The 15,921-nt window shown below is 66.4% G+C and carries 15 protein-coding genes; all 15 read left to right on the top strand.

All coding sequences use genetic code 11. The annotated features are described in order from the left end of the window. Positions 1-40: 40 nt before the first annotated feature. On the top strand, positions 41-1,396 hold the full coding sequence (locus ACFOOR_RS03460; RefSeq protein WP_343164035.1) for a hypothetical protein: 1,356 nt from the start codon (positions 41-43) through the stop codon (positions 1,394-1,396). 47 nt (positions 1,397-1,443) lie between these two features. After that, complete coding sequence (locus tag ACFOOR_RS03455; protein WP_343164034.1) at positions 1,444-2,094, top strand: DUF938 domain-containing protein; 651 nt, start codon at positions 1,444-1,446, stop codon at positions 2,092-2,094. Continuing rightward, complete coding sequence (locus ACFOOR_RS03450) at positions 2,091-3,032, top strand: tetratricopeptide repeat protein (RefSeq protein ID WP_343164033.1); 942 nt, start codon at positions 2,091-2,093, stop codon at positions 3,030-3,032. Before ACFOOR_RS03455 ends, ACFOOR_RS03450 begins: the two co-directional genes overlap by 4 nt. After that, entirely contained in the window at positions 3,032-3,490 is a 459-nt protein-coding gene (gene ccmE, locus ACFOOR_RS03445) for a cytochrome c maturation protein CcmE (RefSeq protein WP_343164032.1), read from the top strand. The genes ACFOOR_RS03450 and ccmE overlap by 1 nt, the downstream gene beginning before the upstream one ends. After that, the gene (locus tag ACFOOR_RS03440) at positions 3,487-5,427 is read left to right on the top strand and encodes a heme lyase CcmF/NrfE family subunit (protein WP_343164031.1); all 1,941 of its coding nucleotides are present in this window, start codon (positions 3,487-3,489) and stop codon (positions 5,425-5,427) included. The genes ccmE and ACFOOR_RS03440 overlap by 4 nt, the downstream gene beginning before the upstream one ends. Further along, entirely contained in the window at positions 5,424-5,786 is a 363-nt protein-coding gene (locus tag ACFOOR_RS03435; protein ID WP_343164030.1) for a cytochrome c-type biogenesis protein, read from the top strand. Before ACFOOR_RS03440 ends, ACFOOR_RS03435 begins: the two co-directional genes overlap by 4 nt. Positions 5,787-5,804: 18 nt before the next feature. Beyond that, a complete protein-coding gene (locus tag ACFOOR_RS03430; RefSeq protein ID WP_343164029.1) occupies positions 5,805-7,025 on the top strand; it encodes a bifunctional alpha/beta hydrolase/OsmC family protein in 1,221 nt (406 codons plus the stop codon). Between the two features lie 123 nt (positions 7,026-7,148). Beyond that, positions 7,149-8,624, top strand: a complete 1,476-nt coding sequence (locus ACFOOR_RS03425; protein ID WP_343164028.1) for a Do family serine endopeptidase — start codon at positions 7,149-7,151, stop codon at positions 8,622-8,624. A gap of 31 nt (positions 8,625-8,655) precedes the next feature. After that, positions 8,656-9,327: a response regulator transcription factor gene (locus tag ACFOOR_RS03420; RefSeq protein ID WP_343164027.1), complete on the top strand. Its 672-nt coding sequence runs from the start codon at positions 8,656-8,658 to the stop codon at positions 9,325-9,327. A gap of 4 nt (positions 9,328-9,331) precedes the next feature. Then, positions 9,332-10,735 carry a sensor histidine kinase gene (locus ACFOOR_RS03415; RefSeq protein ID WP_343164026.1) on the top strand — a complete coding sequence of 468 codons (1,404 nt, stop codon included), beginning with the start codon at positions 9,332-9,334 and terminating at the stop codon, positions 10,733-10,735. 45 nt (positions 10,736-10,780) lie between these two features. Continuing rightward, positions 10,781-13,663: a bifunctional [glutamine synthetase] adenylyltransferase/[glutamine synthetase]-adenylyl-L-tyrosine phosphorylase gene (locus ACFOOR_RS03410; protein ID WP_343164025.1), complete on the top strand. Its 2,883-nt coding sequence runs from the start codon at positions 10,781-10,783 to the stop codon at positions 13,661-13,663. A gap of 67 nt (positions 13,664-13,730) precedes the next feature. Then, entirely contained in the window at positions 13,731-14,294 is a 564-nt protein-coding gene (locus ACFOOR_RS03405; RefSeq protein WP_343164024.1) for a hypothetical protein, read from the top strand. Positions 14,295-14,342: 48 nt separating this feature from the next. Then, positions 14,343-14,978, top strand: a complete 636-nt coding sequence (locus ACFOOR_RS03400; RefSeq protein ID WP_343164023.1) for an RNA polymerase sigma factor — start codon at positions 14,343-14,345, stop codon at positions 14,976-14,978. Further along, a complete protein-coding gene (locus tag ACFOOR_RS03395) occupies positions 14,975-15,382 on the top strand; it encodes a hypothetical protein (protein WP_343164022.1) in 408 nt (135 codons plus the stop codon). Before ACFOOR_RS03400 ends, ACFOOR_RS03395 begins: the two co-directional genes overlap by 4 nt. Then, entirely contained in the window at positions 15,379-15,915 is a 537-nt protein-coding gene (locus ACFOOR_RS03390) for a periplasmic heavy metal sensor (protein WP_343164021.1), read from the top strand. Before ACFOOR_RS03395 ends, ACFOOR_RS03390 begins: the two co-directional genes overlap by 4 nt. The last annotated feature ends 6 nt before the right edge of the window (positions 15,916-15,921 follow it).

Below are 15,921 nucleotides of genomic sequence, written 5' to 3'. Positions count from 1 at the left end.
TGCAGATTCGACCGGTCATGACACGAACCGGCGCATCGCGATGACAGGCCTCACCGCGAAGAATATTGAAAAACTCGGCATGTTCTGGGGCACTTTGTCTCCGGAAATGCGCAAGCGCGTGCTGGCGTCCGCGAACGCCGCCGCGGCTTGCGATCCGGCGCAGGCCGGCATCGCCCGCCTGCTTGAAAAACTCGACACGCTCAATGCACCCGACGAAGGCCGTTTGCGGTGCCAGCGGCTGTTTGCTCCGCTCGATCCGCTCACCGGTCATCCTGAAAGCGACCCGCCGTCACGTGCCTATTTTTCTCCGGGCTTTCTGGCCGGGCTGTGGGCCTGGTTCGACGACACGGAGCAATCCGGTTTCACCGCGGATTTTCCGGCGATCAATGCTCCGACGGAGGATTGGCAGGCGATCCGGGCCCGGGCCGGCGAATGCCTCAAGGCGTTTCTCGCGAGCGCGACGGGAGACCGCAAGCTCGAAAGCCGCATCGTCACGATGTGGGGCGCGGGCGGCCGCGAAACGGCCGATCTCGCGGCGACGCTTCTGATCCACGACACGGTGCTGAAAGAGGCGCTGCGGGACGTTCCCGAAGTAATCTCCGATTTCGATCCTGAACTGTGTACGCATGTTCGCGACGTCTATGACGAATTGTCCGAGCGCGCCCCGGCTGCGGGCGTCTGGATGCTCTTGCTCCTGATGACCCGTCTGACCAAGACGGCGCAGATATTCCGCGCGGTCGAAAAGATCGGCCGCCGCAGCGACGATCAGCTGATCTCGAAGACCGACCTTGCCGTTGTTGGCGATGCGGTGCTGAAGGACGCCGAATTCCACGCCACCCGTTTCCGCCGGGCGCCCGCGACGATTGCGGAAGCCGACGAGGCGGTCTCCGGCCTGGCGTGCTTCGTGACGGTGACGGTCGGCATGACGCGCGAATTCGGCATCCGGAAGGACGGACAGTGGGGCAAGACGCTGTTTGCATTGCGTGCTCAGGCATCGAGCGATCTCGAAAAGTTGCTCGCCGGCACCCAGAAGGCGCTCGATGCGGCGCTGCCGGTACCGAAAAAGGCCAAGGGCGGTGTGCTGATCCCGGTGGCATGCCCGGATGAAGCCGTCATCGTCAGGGCCGAAGCCCAGCTGCGCTTTCTTGGCGGGGCGGGAGAGTGGGCCTCGCAGGCCGCGACCGGAAGCGTGCAGAAAAAGGCCGAGGATGCGGCGGTCAATGCACTCGAGGAATGCTGCGGCCAGCTGATCAATGTGCTGCAGCATTCCGAAGGCGAAACGCAGCAACTTGCTTCGGACGGACTCGACGTGATTGCCCGCCTGCAAGAGGCGCTCGGGCAGGAGGAAAGTGCCAGCCTGACCCGCCGACGCAACGCCGCAGCCATGGCGGCGTGACGATCTGACGCTTGCGCGCGCGCGGGGCAGGCCCTAATCCGCCTGCCATGACGCCGGAAAATCAGCCTCCCACCGTCGCCCTCGAAGACCGCATGCGCGATGCGGCGAAACTCTATTCGCCCAGCGCCGCGCGCAATCGCGAACCCGTCCGCGCCGTTCTGGCCGAACGTCTCCGGGACAATGCGCGTGTGCTGGAAATCGGATCCGGGACCGGCGAGCATGGTGAGGCCTGCTGTGCGGCGCGCCCTGACATCGCCTGGCAGTTCACCGAGATCGACCCGGAGTCTCTGGCCAGTTGTGCGGCGCGCGCCGCAGAGATGGACGGGTTGCTGCCTCCCCTTCGCCTTGACGCCGGTTCACCCGGCTGGGTCGACGGGATCGAGCCGGTGGACGCGCTGGTCTGCCTCAACGTGATCCACATTGCTCCGTGGCCCGTTGCCGAAGGTCTGGCTTCGGGTGCAGCAAGACTTGTGAATCCGGGCGGCTTCGTCTTCCTCTACGGCCCCTTCCTGGACGGCGAGCGGACCGCACCGTCGAACCTCGCATTCGATGCCAGCCTCAGGCAACGCAACCCGGCATGGGGTGTTCGCCCGATCGGGACGGTAACGGACCTGTTCACGAAGAACGGTCTGGCGCTCGATGAACGGATCGAGGTGCCGGCAAACAATCTGGCGCTGATCTTCCGGAGGGCGGCATGATGATTTTTGCGCTCATCGCCGCCCTGATCGGAGCTGCGGTCGCGATCTTTGTCCTGGCGCCGTTCCGAGGCGCAGATGTGCCGCGCTGGGCGGGACCGGTTTCGGCCACTGCCTTGCTGGTGCTGGCCGGTGCGGTCTACTGGGCCGGAGGTGCTCCGGATCAGCCCGGCGCGCCCTATGCGCAACAGGCTGCCGAGCGGCGAGCCGCCGACCCTTCCGAGCTCAACCTCGAATCCCGCATCGAGCGGTTGCGCGACATTGTGCGCGAGGACCGGGAGGATGCCGAGGCCTGGGCCATGCTGGGCCGTGAGCTGGCGCGCGCCGAGCGCGAAATGGAGGCGATCAACGCTTTCCAGCGTTCGCTGTCGATCGAGCCGCAGGCGCGGACCTTCTCCGATCTCGGTCAGACCGTGATCAATCTGAACGAAGGCGATGTGACGCCCGACGCTCAGGCCGCGTTCGAAGCTGCATATCAACTGGACCGCGATCTGCCGGAGGCAGGATTCTTCCTTGGGCTTGGTGCCTACCAGAACGGCGATCGCGAGACCGCTGCGCAATACTGGACCGACACGCTGGCCCGGCTGGAAGCGGGTGACCCGTTCCGAATGATCATTTCGCGGCAGGCGGCCGAATTGCTGTCACGACCCAATGTCGATGCCGGAGCGGTCGCTGCGGCCCAGGCCGAGGACGCGCCCGCCCTTTCGCCGCAGGAACGGATCGCCGGCATGGTCGGACGGCTGGACGAACGTGTCCGCAGCGGCGAAGGGTCGCTGTCGGACTGGCTGGTCCTGATCCGGGTCCGCGCCATGATGGATGATGTCGCTGGTGCCCGTGCCGCGCTGACAGAAGCGGAAGCCGACTTTGCCGATGACTCCGGCGCGACCGCCATTCTGGCCGTCGCCCGGCAGGCAATCGGCAATGACGACGGAGAGGAATGATGCGCAAGAGCCGTCAAAGACTGTGGATGGTTGGCGGGGCCGGAGTGATCCTGGCCGGTGCGCTGGCGCTGATGCTGCTCGCCTTCGGTGACGCGCTGGTGCTGTTCTACAGCCCGTCCGAAGTCGCCGCGAACCCGCCGCCCGCAGGAGAACGCGTGCGCGTCGGCGGCCTGGTGGAGGCCGGCAGTGTCCTGCGCCCGGACCAGGGCGGAGCGCTGTTCACCCTCACAGACACCGCCGCGACCATCCGCGTGAGCTATGACGGATCTCTGCCCGACCTGTTCCGCGAAGGTCAGGGGATCGTCGCCGAAGGCCATTTCGACCATGAGGGTCTGTTCCAGGCCTCGAACGTGCTGGCGAAGCACGATGAGACCTACATGCCGCCGGAAGTGGCCGAGGCGCTGCGCGCGCAGGGCGTCTGGCAGGGTGATGGCGACGCCGGCGAGGCGGGCGAATGATCGCGGAAATCGGCCGGTTTCTCGCCGCCATCGCCCTGGTCCTGTCTCTGGTCCAGCTGATGGCTGGCTGGCGTGCGGCCATGGTTCCGGCAAGCGGTCTGGCCAAGGTCAGCGCGCGCGCTGCACAAGCCGCGACCGCGGCATTGGCGATCGCCTTCGGTCTGCTGATCTATCTTTTCGTCGTGTCGGATTTCTCGGTCGCCTATGTCGCCGGGCACAGCCATGTCGACAAGCCGCTCTTCTACAAGATCGCCGCGGCCTGGGGCGGTCATGAAGGTTCGATGCTGCTCTGGTGCACGCTGATGGCGGCGGTCGGTGCCGGCCTTGCAGCGTACGGCCCCAAGGGCGATCCGGGTCTCCGCTTGCGCGCTGTTGCGATCCAGGGCGGCCTGCAGCTGCTTTTCCTCGCCTTTCTCGTCTTTACCTCCAATCCGTTTGACCGGATTGCGATTGCCGACATCCCGGTGCAGGGGGCGGACCTCAATCCGATCCTCCAGGACCCGGCGCTCGCGCTGCATCCGCCCACGCTCTATCTCGGTTATGTCGGGATCTCGGCGGCCTATTCCCTGGCGCTCGCCGGGTTGATCGAAGGGCGCGGGGGACGGCTTGTCGCGGCGGCCATCCGACCGTGGGCCATCGGGGCGTGGACAGCGCTGACCGCCGGAATCGCGCTCGGGGCCTGGTGGGCCTATTACGAGCTTGGCTGGGGGGGCTGGTGGTTCTGGGACCCGGTCGAGAATGCCAGCTTCATGCCCTGGCTCGTCTCCGCGGCGCTGATCCATTCCGCGATCGCCACGCAGCGCACCGGAGCCTTTCCGGGCTGGACGGCGCTTCTGGGGCTGCTGGCCTTCTCGCTGTCGGCGCTCGGGGCCTTCCTCGTTCGCTCGGGCGTCCTGACGTCGGTTCATGCCTTCGCGCTCGATCCGGAACGCGGCATGTGGATTCTTGCCATCCTCGCCATTCTCGCGGGTGGCGGGCTGGCCGTGTTCGGCCTGCGCGCCACGAAGCTGGGCGAGGGCGACGGGTTCGAGCCGACCAGCCGCGAGGCCTTCATCGGACTCAACAATCTCTTCCTTGCCGTGACCGCCGGCATCGTGCTGTGCGGGACGATCTACCCGCTGTTCGCCGATGCGCTTGGCTGGCGCTCGGTGTCGGTCGGCGCGCCATATTTCAACCAGACGGCCACGCCGATGATGGCGGCCCTGCTGATCCTGCTTCCCTTTGCGCCCTACCTGCCCTGGCGGTCGGGCGGCATGAAGCGCGCCGCGTTCAGCTGGCGGCCGCTGGTCTGGGCCATTCCGGGCACCGCCGCCGGACTCGCGGTCCTGCTGATGGGCGGCAGCGTGCTTGCCATTGCGGGCGCCGTGCTCGGCGGCTGGGCGTTGGCCGGAGCCGTGACCGACCTCGTCGAAAGCCGAATTCTGGCGCAATTACCGGCCAGGATTTCGGCGTATGGCCGGGGTCTGGCGCATGCCGGCGTTGGACTGATCGCGCTCGGAGCCGCGGCGGATTCGACGGGTGCTCCCGAAGTCGTCCGGGCACTGGCCGAAGGTGAGACGATGGTGATCGGCACCCGCACGGTCGCGCTTGCCGACCTGCGCCGTGCCGACGGGTCAAATTATCTCGCCGATCAGGCCCAGCTTGTCGTGACCGAGAACGGACGCCGGACAGGCGTTCTGACTCCCGAGCGCCGCTTCTATGTCGCGGCAGAGCAGAATACGCGGGAAGTCGATATCCAGACGACGTTGAGCGGCGACCTCTATGCGGTGCTTGGCGAGCCTCGACAACGCGAGGATGGAAGTGTCGCCTTCGAAGTCCGGCTGAGTTTCAATCCGATGACCTGGCTGCTCGGTTTCGGCGCTCTGATGATCGCGCTGGGCGGTCTGACGGCTCTGACCGGGTTGGCGATCGGGCGCCGGAGGGAGGCCAAGACATGAATCTCATCCTCGTTGCCGTCGCCGCGCTGCAGACAGTAACACTGTCACCGGTGCAGGAAGATCAGGCCCGCGCGATCATGCAGGAAATCAACTGCGTGGTGTGTTCGGGCCAATCCATCGCCGATTCCGATGCCGCGCTGGCACAGGACATGCGCGAATTCGTGCGGCGCCGCGTCGCCGAGGGTGATCGGGCGAGCGAGGTTCGCGCTGCCCTGGCCTCGCATTATGGCGACGAGGTTCTGATGCGGCCGCCCTTCGCCTGGCGCACGGCCTTCCTCTGGGTCCTTCCGGTCCTGTTGCTGATCGGCGGAGGCGCTATGATGGTGTCGGCATCGAGGAAGAAGACGCCGGCGAACTGACGCCGGCAGGAGGCTGGCGTGGCGCGATCGGAAAAAGTCGAGTTTGAAGGCGCCTTCGGCGACACGCTGGCCGCCCGGCTCGAACGCCCGTCCGGCGTACCGCGCGCCTATGCGCTGTTCGCGCACTGCTTTTCGTGTTCGAAGGACATCCTGGCCGCCTCGCGGATTTCGCAGCGCCTTGCCCGTCAGGGCATTGCGGTGCTGCGTTTCGATTTCACCGGGCTCGGCCATTCGGATGGCGAATTCGCCAACACCAATTTTTCCTCGAATATCGAGGACCTGGTTCGGGCTGCCGAATTTCTCGGTGAGGCCCATGAAGCCCCGTCCCTGCTGATCGGTCACTCGCTGGGCGGCGCGGCGGTGATTGCAGCCGCCCGGAGGATCGCCTCCACCCGCGCGGTCGTCACGATCGGCGCTCCGGCCGATGCCGACCATGTCCGAAAGCAGTTCACCGAACGGGTGCCCGAGATCGAGGCGCGGGGCGAGGCCGTGGTTCATCTCGCCGGCCGGCCGTTTCGCATCAAGAAGCAATTCCTCGACGATATCGAGGGCCGGTCGCTGGAGGACGCGGCCAGCGCGCTGAAGCTCCCGATTCTCATCGCGCATTCGCCGGTTGACGAGACGGTCGGCATCGAGAATGCGACGCGGCTATTCGTGGCGGCGCGGCATCCGAAAAGTTTTCTCAGTCTCGATCACGCCAACCATTTGCTGAGCGGCAGGGATGACGCGCGGTTCGTGGCGGACGTGATCGCGGCCTGGGCGAACCGCTATGCCGCCGAAGACCGTTTGCCCGATCCGCCCGCCGCCGTGCCGCAGGGCGTGGTGGTGCAGGAAACCGGGCAGGGCAAGTTCCAGAACTGGGTGGTCGATGCGGATGCGACGTCGCTGACCGACGAGCCCGAAACCTATGGCGGGATGGGGTCGGGACCCACACCCTATGGCCTGCTCAGCGCCTCGCTCGGGGCCTGCACCTCGATGACGATCCGCATGTATGCCGATCGCAAGGCATGGCCGCTCGACCGGGTCACGGTCACGGTCAAGCACAACAAGGATCACGCCGAGGATTGCGAGCATTGCGGCGATGAGCACCGCAAGGTCGACATCTTCGAACGCAGCATCCGCCTTGAAGGTGCGCTCGGTGCCGACCAGATCGACCGGTTGATGGAGATCGCCGACCGCTGCCCGGTTCATCGCACGCTGCACGAACCCGTCGTGATCCGAACCCGCCGCGAGTCTTGATCCTCAAGCGCGGCGTTCTCATGTAATGTTTTCGTAAGACTCGGGCCACGCTCGCGTTACGTGGCGGGCGGCATGGATCATGCGACAGCTCGGTTCAGTTCAGTTGCAGGGAATGATCGACACATGATTTCGACACCTCGTATCCGCCAGCTTTTCGGAGTTTCTCTGGTCGCGCTGTCCGCCTTCGCGGGCGGGGCAGTGGTGACCGGCAGCGTGCCGGCCGCCATGGCCCAGGAGGTCCAGACCCAGAGCGTTGCCGTTCCCCAGGGCGCCTCGCTTGCCGATCTGATCGAACGGGTCAGTCCGGCGGTGGTCTCGATCAATGTGCGTGTTTCCGCGCCGGTGCAGGGCATGCAGGGCGCTCCGAATTTCGAACAGCTCCCGCCGCAATTCCGTGAATGGCTGGAACGCGAATTCGGTGGCCAGCCGCAGCCGCAGATGCGTGAAGGCCTGTCGCTCGGATCCGGCTTCTTCATTTCCGAAGACGGCTATGTGGTCACCAACAACCACGTTATCGACGACGCCACCGAAATCACGGTCGTTCTGTCGGATGGCGAGGAGTTCGCCGCGCGCGTGGTCGGCACCGACCCGCTGACCGATATCGCGCTTCTTGAAGTCGAGAATCCGGACGACCGCAGCTTTCCCTTCGTCCGCCTCAATACCGATCCCTCGCTGAGAGTCGGTGACTGGGTGGTGGCGGTCGGGAACCCGTTCGGCCTGGGCGGTACGGCGACCTTCGGGATCATCTCGGCGCTGGGACGTGAGAGCCGTCTCGCGACCTACAATGAATTCATCCAGATCGATGCACCGATCAATCGCGGCAATTCCGGCGGACCGACCTTCGACATGGAAGGCAATGTGATCGGCGTGAATTCGCAGATCCTGTCGCCGACCGGCGGCAATATCGGAATCGGTTTTGCCATTCCGTCCGACGTCGCGTCGGAGATTGTCGACCAGCTGATCGAAAACGGCCGCGTGTCGCGCGGCTGGCTTGGCGTGCAGATCCAGGACGTCACCGAAGACATTGCCGGCAGTGTCGGCCTCGATTCGCAATCGGGGGCGATCGTCTCGTCGCTGGTCTCCGGCGGTCCGGCGGCGGCAGCTGGCCTGCGCCGCGGGGACGTGATCCTTGCGATGAATGGCGAGGACGTCGAGAACGCCAACGGCCTGACGCGCCGCGTCGGCGCGGCCCGCGCCAATGAGGAAGTCCGCTTCACCGTTCTGCGCGAAGGGCGTGAGCAGACGATCCGCGTCCGGCTGGGCGATCGTCCTTCCGAACAGGCGCTCAACCAGACACCGAGTGTCGGCGAGCCGGCACAGCCGGAGACCTATTTCGGCATGACGCTCGCGCCCACCGTCGGTGAGAACGATGTGACCGGTCTCCTGGTGGAGAATGTGGAGCCGCGCAGCGAAGCGGCCGAAAAGGGCCTGCGTCCGGGCGATATCGTCGTGGAAGCCGGCGGCGCGACCATCCAGTCGGTTTCCGATCTGACCGAAGCCGTCGACGACGCGCGCGGGGAGGGCCGCCCGGCCATCCTGCTGCTGGTGCAGAATGGCAGCACGCAGCGCTACATTGCGCTGCAGCTCGACGGCTTCTGATCCGCAACTCCAGACAAGGACGGGGACGGGAATGCGAATTCTGATCATCGAGGACGATCGCGAGGCAGCGGGTTATATCCGCAAGGGTCTCCGGGAATCCGGGCACGTCGTCGACCACGCGGCCGATGGCGAAGAAGCCCTCGAGATGGCACGGGCTTCGGAATACGACATTCTCGTCGTCGACCGGATGCTGCCGAAGCTCGACGGTCTGACGGTCATCGAGACGCTGCGGACCGAAAATGACCGCACGCCGGCCCTGATCCTGTCGGCGCTCGGCGAGGTCGATCACCGGGTCGAGGGGCTGAAGGCTGGCGGCGATGACTATCTGGTCAAGCCCTACGCCTTCGCCGAACTCCTGGCCCGGGTCGAAGCTCTCGCCCGGCGCCGCGATCCCGAGACGGTCAAGACCAAGCTGGTCGTGGGTGACATGGAAATGGATCTGCTCGCCCGCACCGTCGTGCGCGGCGGCGAGGAAATCATCCTGCAGCCACGTGAGTTCCGCCTGCTCGAATTCCTGATGAAGCATGCCGGGCAGGTCGTGACGCGGACCATGTTGCTGGAAAAGGTCTGGGACTATCATTTCGACCCTCAGACCAATGTCATCGACGTGCACATCTCGCGCCTGCGTTCGAAGATCGACAAGCCCTTCGACCAGCCGATCCTGCACACGGTGAGAGGCGCCGGCTACCGCCTGCAGGCCTAGCGTCATGGCCCGCCGGCTTCCGGCCTTTCTCAACACCACCGCTTTCCGGGTGACGTTGCTCTCGGCAGCGCTGCTGGCGCTGTCGAGCCTCGTCATTCTGACCTTTGTCTATTTCGCATCGGTCGGGGCTTCGCTCCGCCGGACGGACGCGACGGTCGAAGAGGAAATCGCGGTGATCGAGAACCGCGTCCGCAATGGCGGAATCGACGCGGTGAACCGTTATATCCTGCAGCGCAGCGTCGGTGGCAGCGACTTCCTCTACCTCCTCGTCCATCCCACCGGTCGCCGGGTTTCCGGCAATCTGTCGGGTCTGCCCGAGCAGGAGGCCGACGAAGAGGGGCGCCTGGAATTCTCCTATCGCAGACCCCCCGCGGGCGAGGAAGAAAGCGAAAAGGACGAGCGTCTCGCGCGCGGCCGTCTCGCCCCTCTGCCGGGCGGATATGCGGTCTTCGTCGGACTGGATGTCGAGGACGAGGACCGTCTGGTCGGCGGTCTGTTGCGGGCGGTGCTGGCCGCGTCCGCGCTCGCGCTCGCCCTTGGTATTGCCTCGGGGATTTTCATCAGCCGCCGGTTCGCGCGGCGACTCGATGCGATCAACAGCGTGGCTCGGCATGTCCGCGCCGGTGATCTGAGACAGCGGACACCGCGGACCATGACCGGCGACGAACTCGACGAGCTGTCGGCGAATTTCAACGCCATGCTCGACCGTATCGAGGAGTTGATGCACCGCATGAAGAATGTCGGTGATTCGATCGCCCACGATCTGCGCTCGCCGCTGACCCGCATGCGCAACCGGCTCGACGAGGCGTTGCGCGACGAAGGCACGGACCGGGAGGCCACGGTCGCCCAGGCGATCTCGGATGCAGACGAATTGCTGCGCGTGTTCAACGCCATCCTGTCGATTTCCCGGCTCGAGTCCGGGGATCGCCGGCAGAAGCTTGAAGCGATCGATCCGCAGGCGATCGCCGAGGATCTGGCCGAGCTCTACGACCCGGTCTGCGAAGATGCCGGGATCAGCTTCTCGTCCGAGATTGCCGAAGGCTGCCACATCGAGGGCGAACGCGACCTGGTTTCCCAGGCGATCGCGAACCTGCTGGACAATGCGGTGAAATACACGCCGGCGGGCGGGGCGATTGCCTTGCGCCTGCGGTGCCGGGCCAATGGCGAGGTCGAGTTCTCGGTCACCGATACCGGACCCGGCATTCCGGGTGCGGACCGGATCCGCGTGATCCAGCGCTTCGTGCGTCTGGACAATTCCCGGTCGAAGCCCGGATCGGGTCTCGGTCTCAGCCTGGTCAAGGCCATCGCCGAATATCACGGGGCCCGGCTTGAGCTCGACGACGGTCCGGGAACGGGGCCGCACGGCCCCGGCCTGCGGGCGGCACTGGTTTTCCCGGCGCCGAATTAGGCAGCGGGGCTTTTCAACCCCCTCGCAGCACGCCAGTTTCGGCGCATGGCGAAATCCGGCCCGCTTCTCGAAAGGCGCACCCACGACCTTCCCGAATTCCGCGATCCGCGCGGAGTCGAGGTATTGCAGCGGCTGACGGAATCCGGCGCCGGGCTGAGCGATTCCGACCGCGTCTTCCTGACGACGGCATTTTCCGCGGCCCCCTATCTGGGCCGCATCGCCACCCGGCGTGCCGACACGTTCGCGCAAATCCTCGCGCAATCGCCGGACGCGGTCTTCGAGGGAATTCTCGCCGCGGTGCGCGCCACCGGGGCCGAGTCGCCCGATGCCGAAGCGCTGGGGCGCGACCTGCGCCGGGCAAAGGCCGACATGCATCTGCTGACCGCGCTCAGCGATCTCGCCGGCGTGTGGACGCTCGATGACGCAACCTCGCGCCTGTCGCGCTTTGCAGATGCGTGCGTCGCGGCAGGGCTTTTCGGGCTGGTGCGCGATGGCGCGGGCAAGGGGCGCTTCCTGCCACCCGGTGACCCCGGCAACCCGCTGCCCGGGTTGTTCGTTCTGGCGCTCGGCAAGATGGGCGCGGAAGAACTCAACTATTCCAGCGATATCGATCTGGCGATCTATTACGAGCCGGACCAGGTGAGGCTGGCGGAGGGACGGGACGCAGAGCGGGACTTGCCCCGGCTCGTCCAGAACCTCGTTCGCCTGCTGCAGGAACAATCCCCGGAGGGCTATGTCTTCCGGACCGATCTGCGGCTACGCCCGGATCCGTCTGCGACTCCGACCGCGATGTCGTGCGACGCGGCGCTGCGATACTATGAATCCATCGGTCAGAACTGGGAGCGTGCCGCTTACATCAAGGCGCGGGTGTGCGCCGGTGACCCGGGCGCGGGCAGCGCCTTCCTCAAGGCGATGTCGCCCTTCATCTGGCGGCGGTCACTCGACTATGCCGCGGTCGACGACATCCGTGCTCTGGCCCGGCAGATCCAGTCTGTCGGCGCCCGTGCCCAGGTCCGCGCCGCCGGTCACAATCTCAAACTCGGACGCGGCGGCATCCGCGAGATCGAGTTCTTTGCCCAGGTGCCGCAACTGGTCTTCGGCGGACGCGAAGCGTCGCTGCGTATCCGCAGCCCGATCCTGGCGCTCGAACGCCTGTCGGCGCTGGGCAAGGTTCCTTCCGACCGGGCGGCCACACTCATCGAAGCCTACGGTTTCTTCCGGTCGGCCGAGCACCGCATCCAGATGCTGGAGGACGAGGCGACGCAAATCCTGCCCGAGGCCGACGACTTGCGGCGCCGGGTGGGAGTGCTGTGCGGATTTTCGGACCTGTCTGCGTTCGATGACGCCGTGCGATCGCGCCTGACCGGCGTGCATGCCGCCTTCTCCGAGCAATTTGCGCTCGACGAGACGCTGGCCTCGAATTCTGGAAGCCTGGTTTTCTCCGGCGTGGAACCGACGCCCGACACGCTGGAGACCCTGACGCGGCTCGGTTTTTCCGAACCGAAGGCGGTCTGGACCAAGATCAACAGCTGGCTCGGCGGCCGGACGCGGGCAACGCGTACCCAGCGCGCACGCGAGCTCTTGACCACGCTGACACCGCGACTGCTCGATGCCATGGCCGAGACCGGCGAGCCGGATGCGGCGTTCGCGCGTTTCGCGGCGTTCTACGAAAATCTGCCGATGGGCGTGCAGCCTCTGTCGCTGCTGCGAAGCGAGCCGGAACTGGCGCGCGAACTCGTGGCGATACTTGGTCTCGCGCCGCGCATCGCGAGGACGTTGGCGCAGCGTCCCGTCATTCTGGACGTGATGCTCGATGCGCGCTTCTCCCGCCCGCTTTCACAGGATCCGCCCGACGATCTGCGCACGCGCTTCCTCGACCAGATGGCCGCTTCCGAAGGGCTTGAGGATGCGATGAACCGGGCGCGGCGGCTGGCGCGCGAGGAACGCTTCCGGATCGGCGCGCAAATTCTCGTGGGGCGCGCCGACGCAGGCGCGGCGGGGGCGGCCTTTGCCGAGCTGGCCGAAGCCGCCATCGAAGCCATGGCGCAGGCCGCGCACCAGCGCATGGAGGAGAAGCACGGTCCGATGCCCGGGCGGTTTGCGATTCTCGGTCTGGGGAAGCTGGGCGGACGGGAGCTCGCATCGGATAGCGATCTCGACCTGATGCTGGTCTATGAGGCCGAGGGGGAGGGGGCCGAAACCTGGTTCACGCGCTTCACCCAACGCTTCGTCAGCGCCCTGTCCGCACCGACCGAGGAGGGCGAGTTGTTCGAGGTCGACCTGCAACTTCGCCCGTCGGGAAAGGCGGGTCCCGTCGCGGTCTCGCTGCCAAGCTTCCTGTCCTATTATGCCAGCGAAGCCTGGACTTGGGAGCGGATGGCCCTGACCCGGGCGCGCATTGTGTGCGGAGACCCCGATCTGTCGCAGCGGATCGAGGACGGGATTGCGGCCGCTCTGTCGCAGCCGCGAAATCCGGACATCACCGTGGAAGATGCCGTCGCCATGCGGGCGCGCCTGCAACAGGAGAAGCCGGGCCGTGGTCTGTGGGACCTGAAGCGAAAGCCGGGTGGGCTGGTGGACATCGAATTCATCGCCCAGACACTTCAACTGCTTCGGCTCGCGGAAGGGCAGGGAAAGCGCGCCACCTCGACCGTTGCGTCGCTCGCGGCACTTCATCGTGCCTCTGCGCTCCGGGATGAGGATGCGGAACTGCTGACGGGCGCGGCCCGGCTTTACCTCGACCTTCTACAACTGGTGCGGACCGCGCACGGATCGGGCTTCGATCCGTCACAGGCCGCCAAGGGGTTCGCGGCCCGTCTCGCGGGGGTCGGCGGCATGGCGTCGATTGCGGAGTTGAACGCGCGCCTGGAGGTCCTCTCCGAAGCGGTGCGCGCCCGGTTCGAGGCGCTGCTCGGTCCGCTGAATTAGGCGCGACGGAATCCGCCTGTGTCCCGCGTTAAAGGTTCAGCGAGGGTGAAACAGGAGATTCCTCACCATGACAAAGTCCTTCCTCATGATTGCCGGCGCCGCCGGTCTGGCGATGAGCCTGACGGCTGTTGCCGACGCCCAGCATCGCGGCATGCGCGGTCATCACGGCGGCCCGGGTGGCGGTCAGGCCATGCACGGCCTGATGATGCTGCGCGCGGCAGATGCCAATGGCGACAACACGATCACGCGCGCCGAAGTCGACCAGCTCCAGGCGGAAATGTTCACCTGGATGGATCGCAACGACGACGGCGTGCTGTCGTCTGCCGACCGTTCCCCGATGCACCAGCGCCTCGCCGCGATGCGCGACGAGCAGGCCGGCACCGGCGCGGGCGATCGTCCGCGCGGCCGGATGGGCCGGCGCGGCCCCGGCGGTCCCGGCGGCGATCCTGCCCGGATGGATGCCAATGGCGATGGCCAGGTGACGCGCGAGGAATTCATGTCGCGCGGTGCGCCGGGCTTTGAACGTCTCGACGCCAATTCCGACGGTTCGGTGACACCCGACGAGCTGGACGCCGCCCTGGAACAGGGACGCGAACGGCGCGAGGAACGTGTCTTCTGGTGGCGCGACTAGGGTCGGCGTGCCAGACTCGGGTAATCGCGGCGGAGGACTTCGCAGAGCATGTCGAAGCCGGCAGGCACTTTGCCTGACCCCTCCGCCGCTTTCTCCGACCCCGATGCGCCTCTGCTCGAGGCCGTCGGGCGCGGAGACCGGGATGCTGCCCGCCAGCTGATGGCGCGGCGTCTTCCGCGGCTTCTCGCGATTGCCCAGCGTCTCCTGTCCGATCCGGTCGAGGCCGAGGATATCGCACAGGAGACGTTCATCCGCGTCTGGAAAGCGGCCGCACGCTGGCGCAGCGGAGAGGCGAAGGTGGAAACCTGGATGAGCCGTATCGCGATCAATCTCTGCTATGACCGGCTTCGCCGCCGCCGCGAGATCCTGACCGATGCGCTGCCCGAACGGGTTGATGGTGCGCCCGGGCCCGAGACTGCCCTGTCGCTGGGTCAGGCGGCGCGGCAGGTCCATTCCGCGGTCGCGAGCCTGCCGGACAGGCAACGCCTGGCACTGGAATTGTGTCACTTCCAGGAAATGACCAATATCGACGCCGCCGAGGCCATGGACATCAGCGTGGAGGCGCTTGAATCCCTCCTTGCGCGCGGCCGTCGCAGGCTGCGAGCAGTTCTGACGGGACAGGAAGACGCGTTACTGGCCGGATTCGGGGGAGATCTGCCGGTCCACGAGGGGACGAGAGGATGAATATCGAACGCTTCAAAGCCATTCTGGAGGCCTATGGTGCCGACCCGGACCGCTGGCCCGAGGCCGAACGCGATGATGCCGTCGCGTTCCTGCGTTCCGAACGGTCGGCACAGGCTGCCCACGATGCCGCTGCCGAACTGGACGGGCTTCTGGCCCCTGCCGCGATTTCGGCCATGCCGAGCGAGATACTGACTGCGCGACTGCTGCGCGCCGTGCCGCAGCCGGAATTCCTGGCTGACTGGAAGCGTGTCGCTGCCGCCGCAGCGCTGGCGCTCGCGATCGGTCTCGGCGGTGGATATGTCTCCGGTACCTTGGTGCCGCCGGCCGACGAGGAGGCCTATTACGAGATTGCCTTCGACGGGCTCGACAGCGAAGTCCAATTCGATTGGGAGGGCGGCGCATGAACCGCGCAACACCTTGGGTGATTGCCCTTCTGGTTTCGGTTCTGGCCAATGGCGCGATGCTGGGACTGACGCTCCACAGCGTGTCGGGCGGACCGCGCTTCGACCGCGGTCACGATCACACGCCGCCCGCCGGCTTGCGCGGAGACGGGTTCAGTGTTCGCGCGTTTCTGGGCGCGCTTCCGCCTGAGGACCGCGAATCCGCAGCCGGCCGGCTGCGCGACGGACGGGACGAGGTGATCGCGCACATGCGCGATGTTCGTGATGCGCAGCAGGCGGTCGAGGCCGCGCTGCGCCGTGAGCCGTTCGATGCCGAGGCGGTGCGGTCTGCCATGCAGAATCTGCGCGCGGCGCGCGGAGAGCTGGAAGGCGAGATCGAACGCGCCATCATCGATATCATCGCCGATCTGCCGCCCGAAGAACGTATGCGCGTCCTTGAACAGGGCATGCGCGGCGACCAGGGCCGGCGAGGCCTTCCGCCACATCGCCGCCCAGGGGACGGCCCGATGCGCGACGGGCCGCCGCGCGAAGGCTGACGTCCG

It is taken from the genome of Hyphobacterium vulgare, assembly GCF_042643335.1.
GTDB lineage: Bacteria > Pseudomonadota > Alphaproteobacteria > Caulobacterales > Maricaulaceae > Hyphobacterium > Hyphobacterium vulgare.
Note: the sequence above shows the minus strand (reverse complement) of the source record. Positions and strands in the feature narration are given on the sequence as shown.

Bases quoted from the DNA above. Each gene is read 5' to 3' on its own strand.
- ACFOOR_RS03460 (WP_343164035.1), top strand. From the start codon at position 41: ATGACAGGCCTCACCGCGAAGAATATTGAAAAACTCGGCATGTTCTGG.
- ACFOOR_RS03455 (WP_343164034.1), top strand. From the start codon at position 1,444: ATGACGCCGGAAAATCAGCCTCCCACCGTCGCCCTCGAAGACCGCATG.
- ACFOOR_RS03450 (WP_343164033.1), top strand. From the start codon at position 2,091: ATGATGATTTTTGCGCTCATCGCCGCCCTGATCGGAGCTGCGGTCGCG.
- ccmE (WP_343164032.1), top strand. From the start codon at position 3,032: ATGCGCAAGAGCCGTCAAAGACTGTGGATGGTTGGCGGGGCCGGAGTG.
- ACFOOR_RS03440 (WP_343164031.1), top strand. From the start codon at position 3,487: ATGATCGCGGAAATCGGCCGGTTTCTCGCCGCCATCGCCCTGGTCCTG.
- ACFOOR_RS03435 (WP_343164030.1), top strand. From the start codon at position 5,424: ATGAATCTCATCCTCGTTGCCGTCGCCGCGCTGCAGACAGTAACACTG.
- ACFOOR_RS03425 (WP_343164028.1), top strand. From the start codon at position 7,149: ATGATTTCGACACCTCGTATCCGCCAGCTTTTCGGAGTTTCTCTGGTC.
- ACFOOR_RS03420 (WP_343164027.1), top strand. From the start codon at position 8,656: ATGCGAATTCTGATCATCGAGGACGATCGCGAGGCAGCGGGTTATATC.
- ACFOOR_RS03415 (WP_343164026.1), top strand. From the start codon at position 9,332: ATGGCCCGCCGGCTTCCGGCCTTTCTCAACACCACCGCTTTCCGGGTG.
- ACFOOR_RS03410 (WP_343164025.1), top strand. From the start codon at position 10,781: ATGGCGAAATCCGGCCCGCTTCTCGAAAGGCGCACCCACGACCTTCCC.
- ACFOOR_RS03405 (WP_343164024.1), top strand. From the start codon at position 13,731: ATGACAAAGTCCTTCCTCATGATTGCCGGCGCCGCCGGTCTGGCGATG.
- ACFOOR_RS03400 (WP_343164023.1), top strand. From the start codon at position 14,343: ATGTCGAAGCCGGCAGGCACTTTGCCTGACCCCTCCGCCGCTTTCTCC.
- ACFOOR_RS03395 (WP_343164022.1), top strand. From the start codon at position 14,975: ATGAATATCGAACGCTTCAAAGCCATTCTGGAGGCCTATGGTGCCGAC.
- ACFOOR_RS03390 (WP_343164021.1), top strand. From the start codon at position 15,379: ATGAACCGCGCAACACCTTGGGTGATTGCCCTTCTGGTTTCGGTTCTG.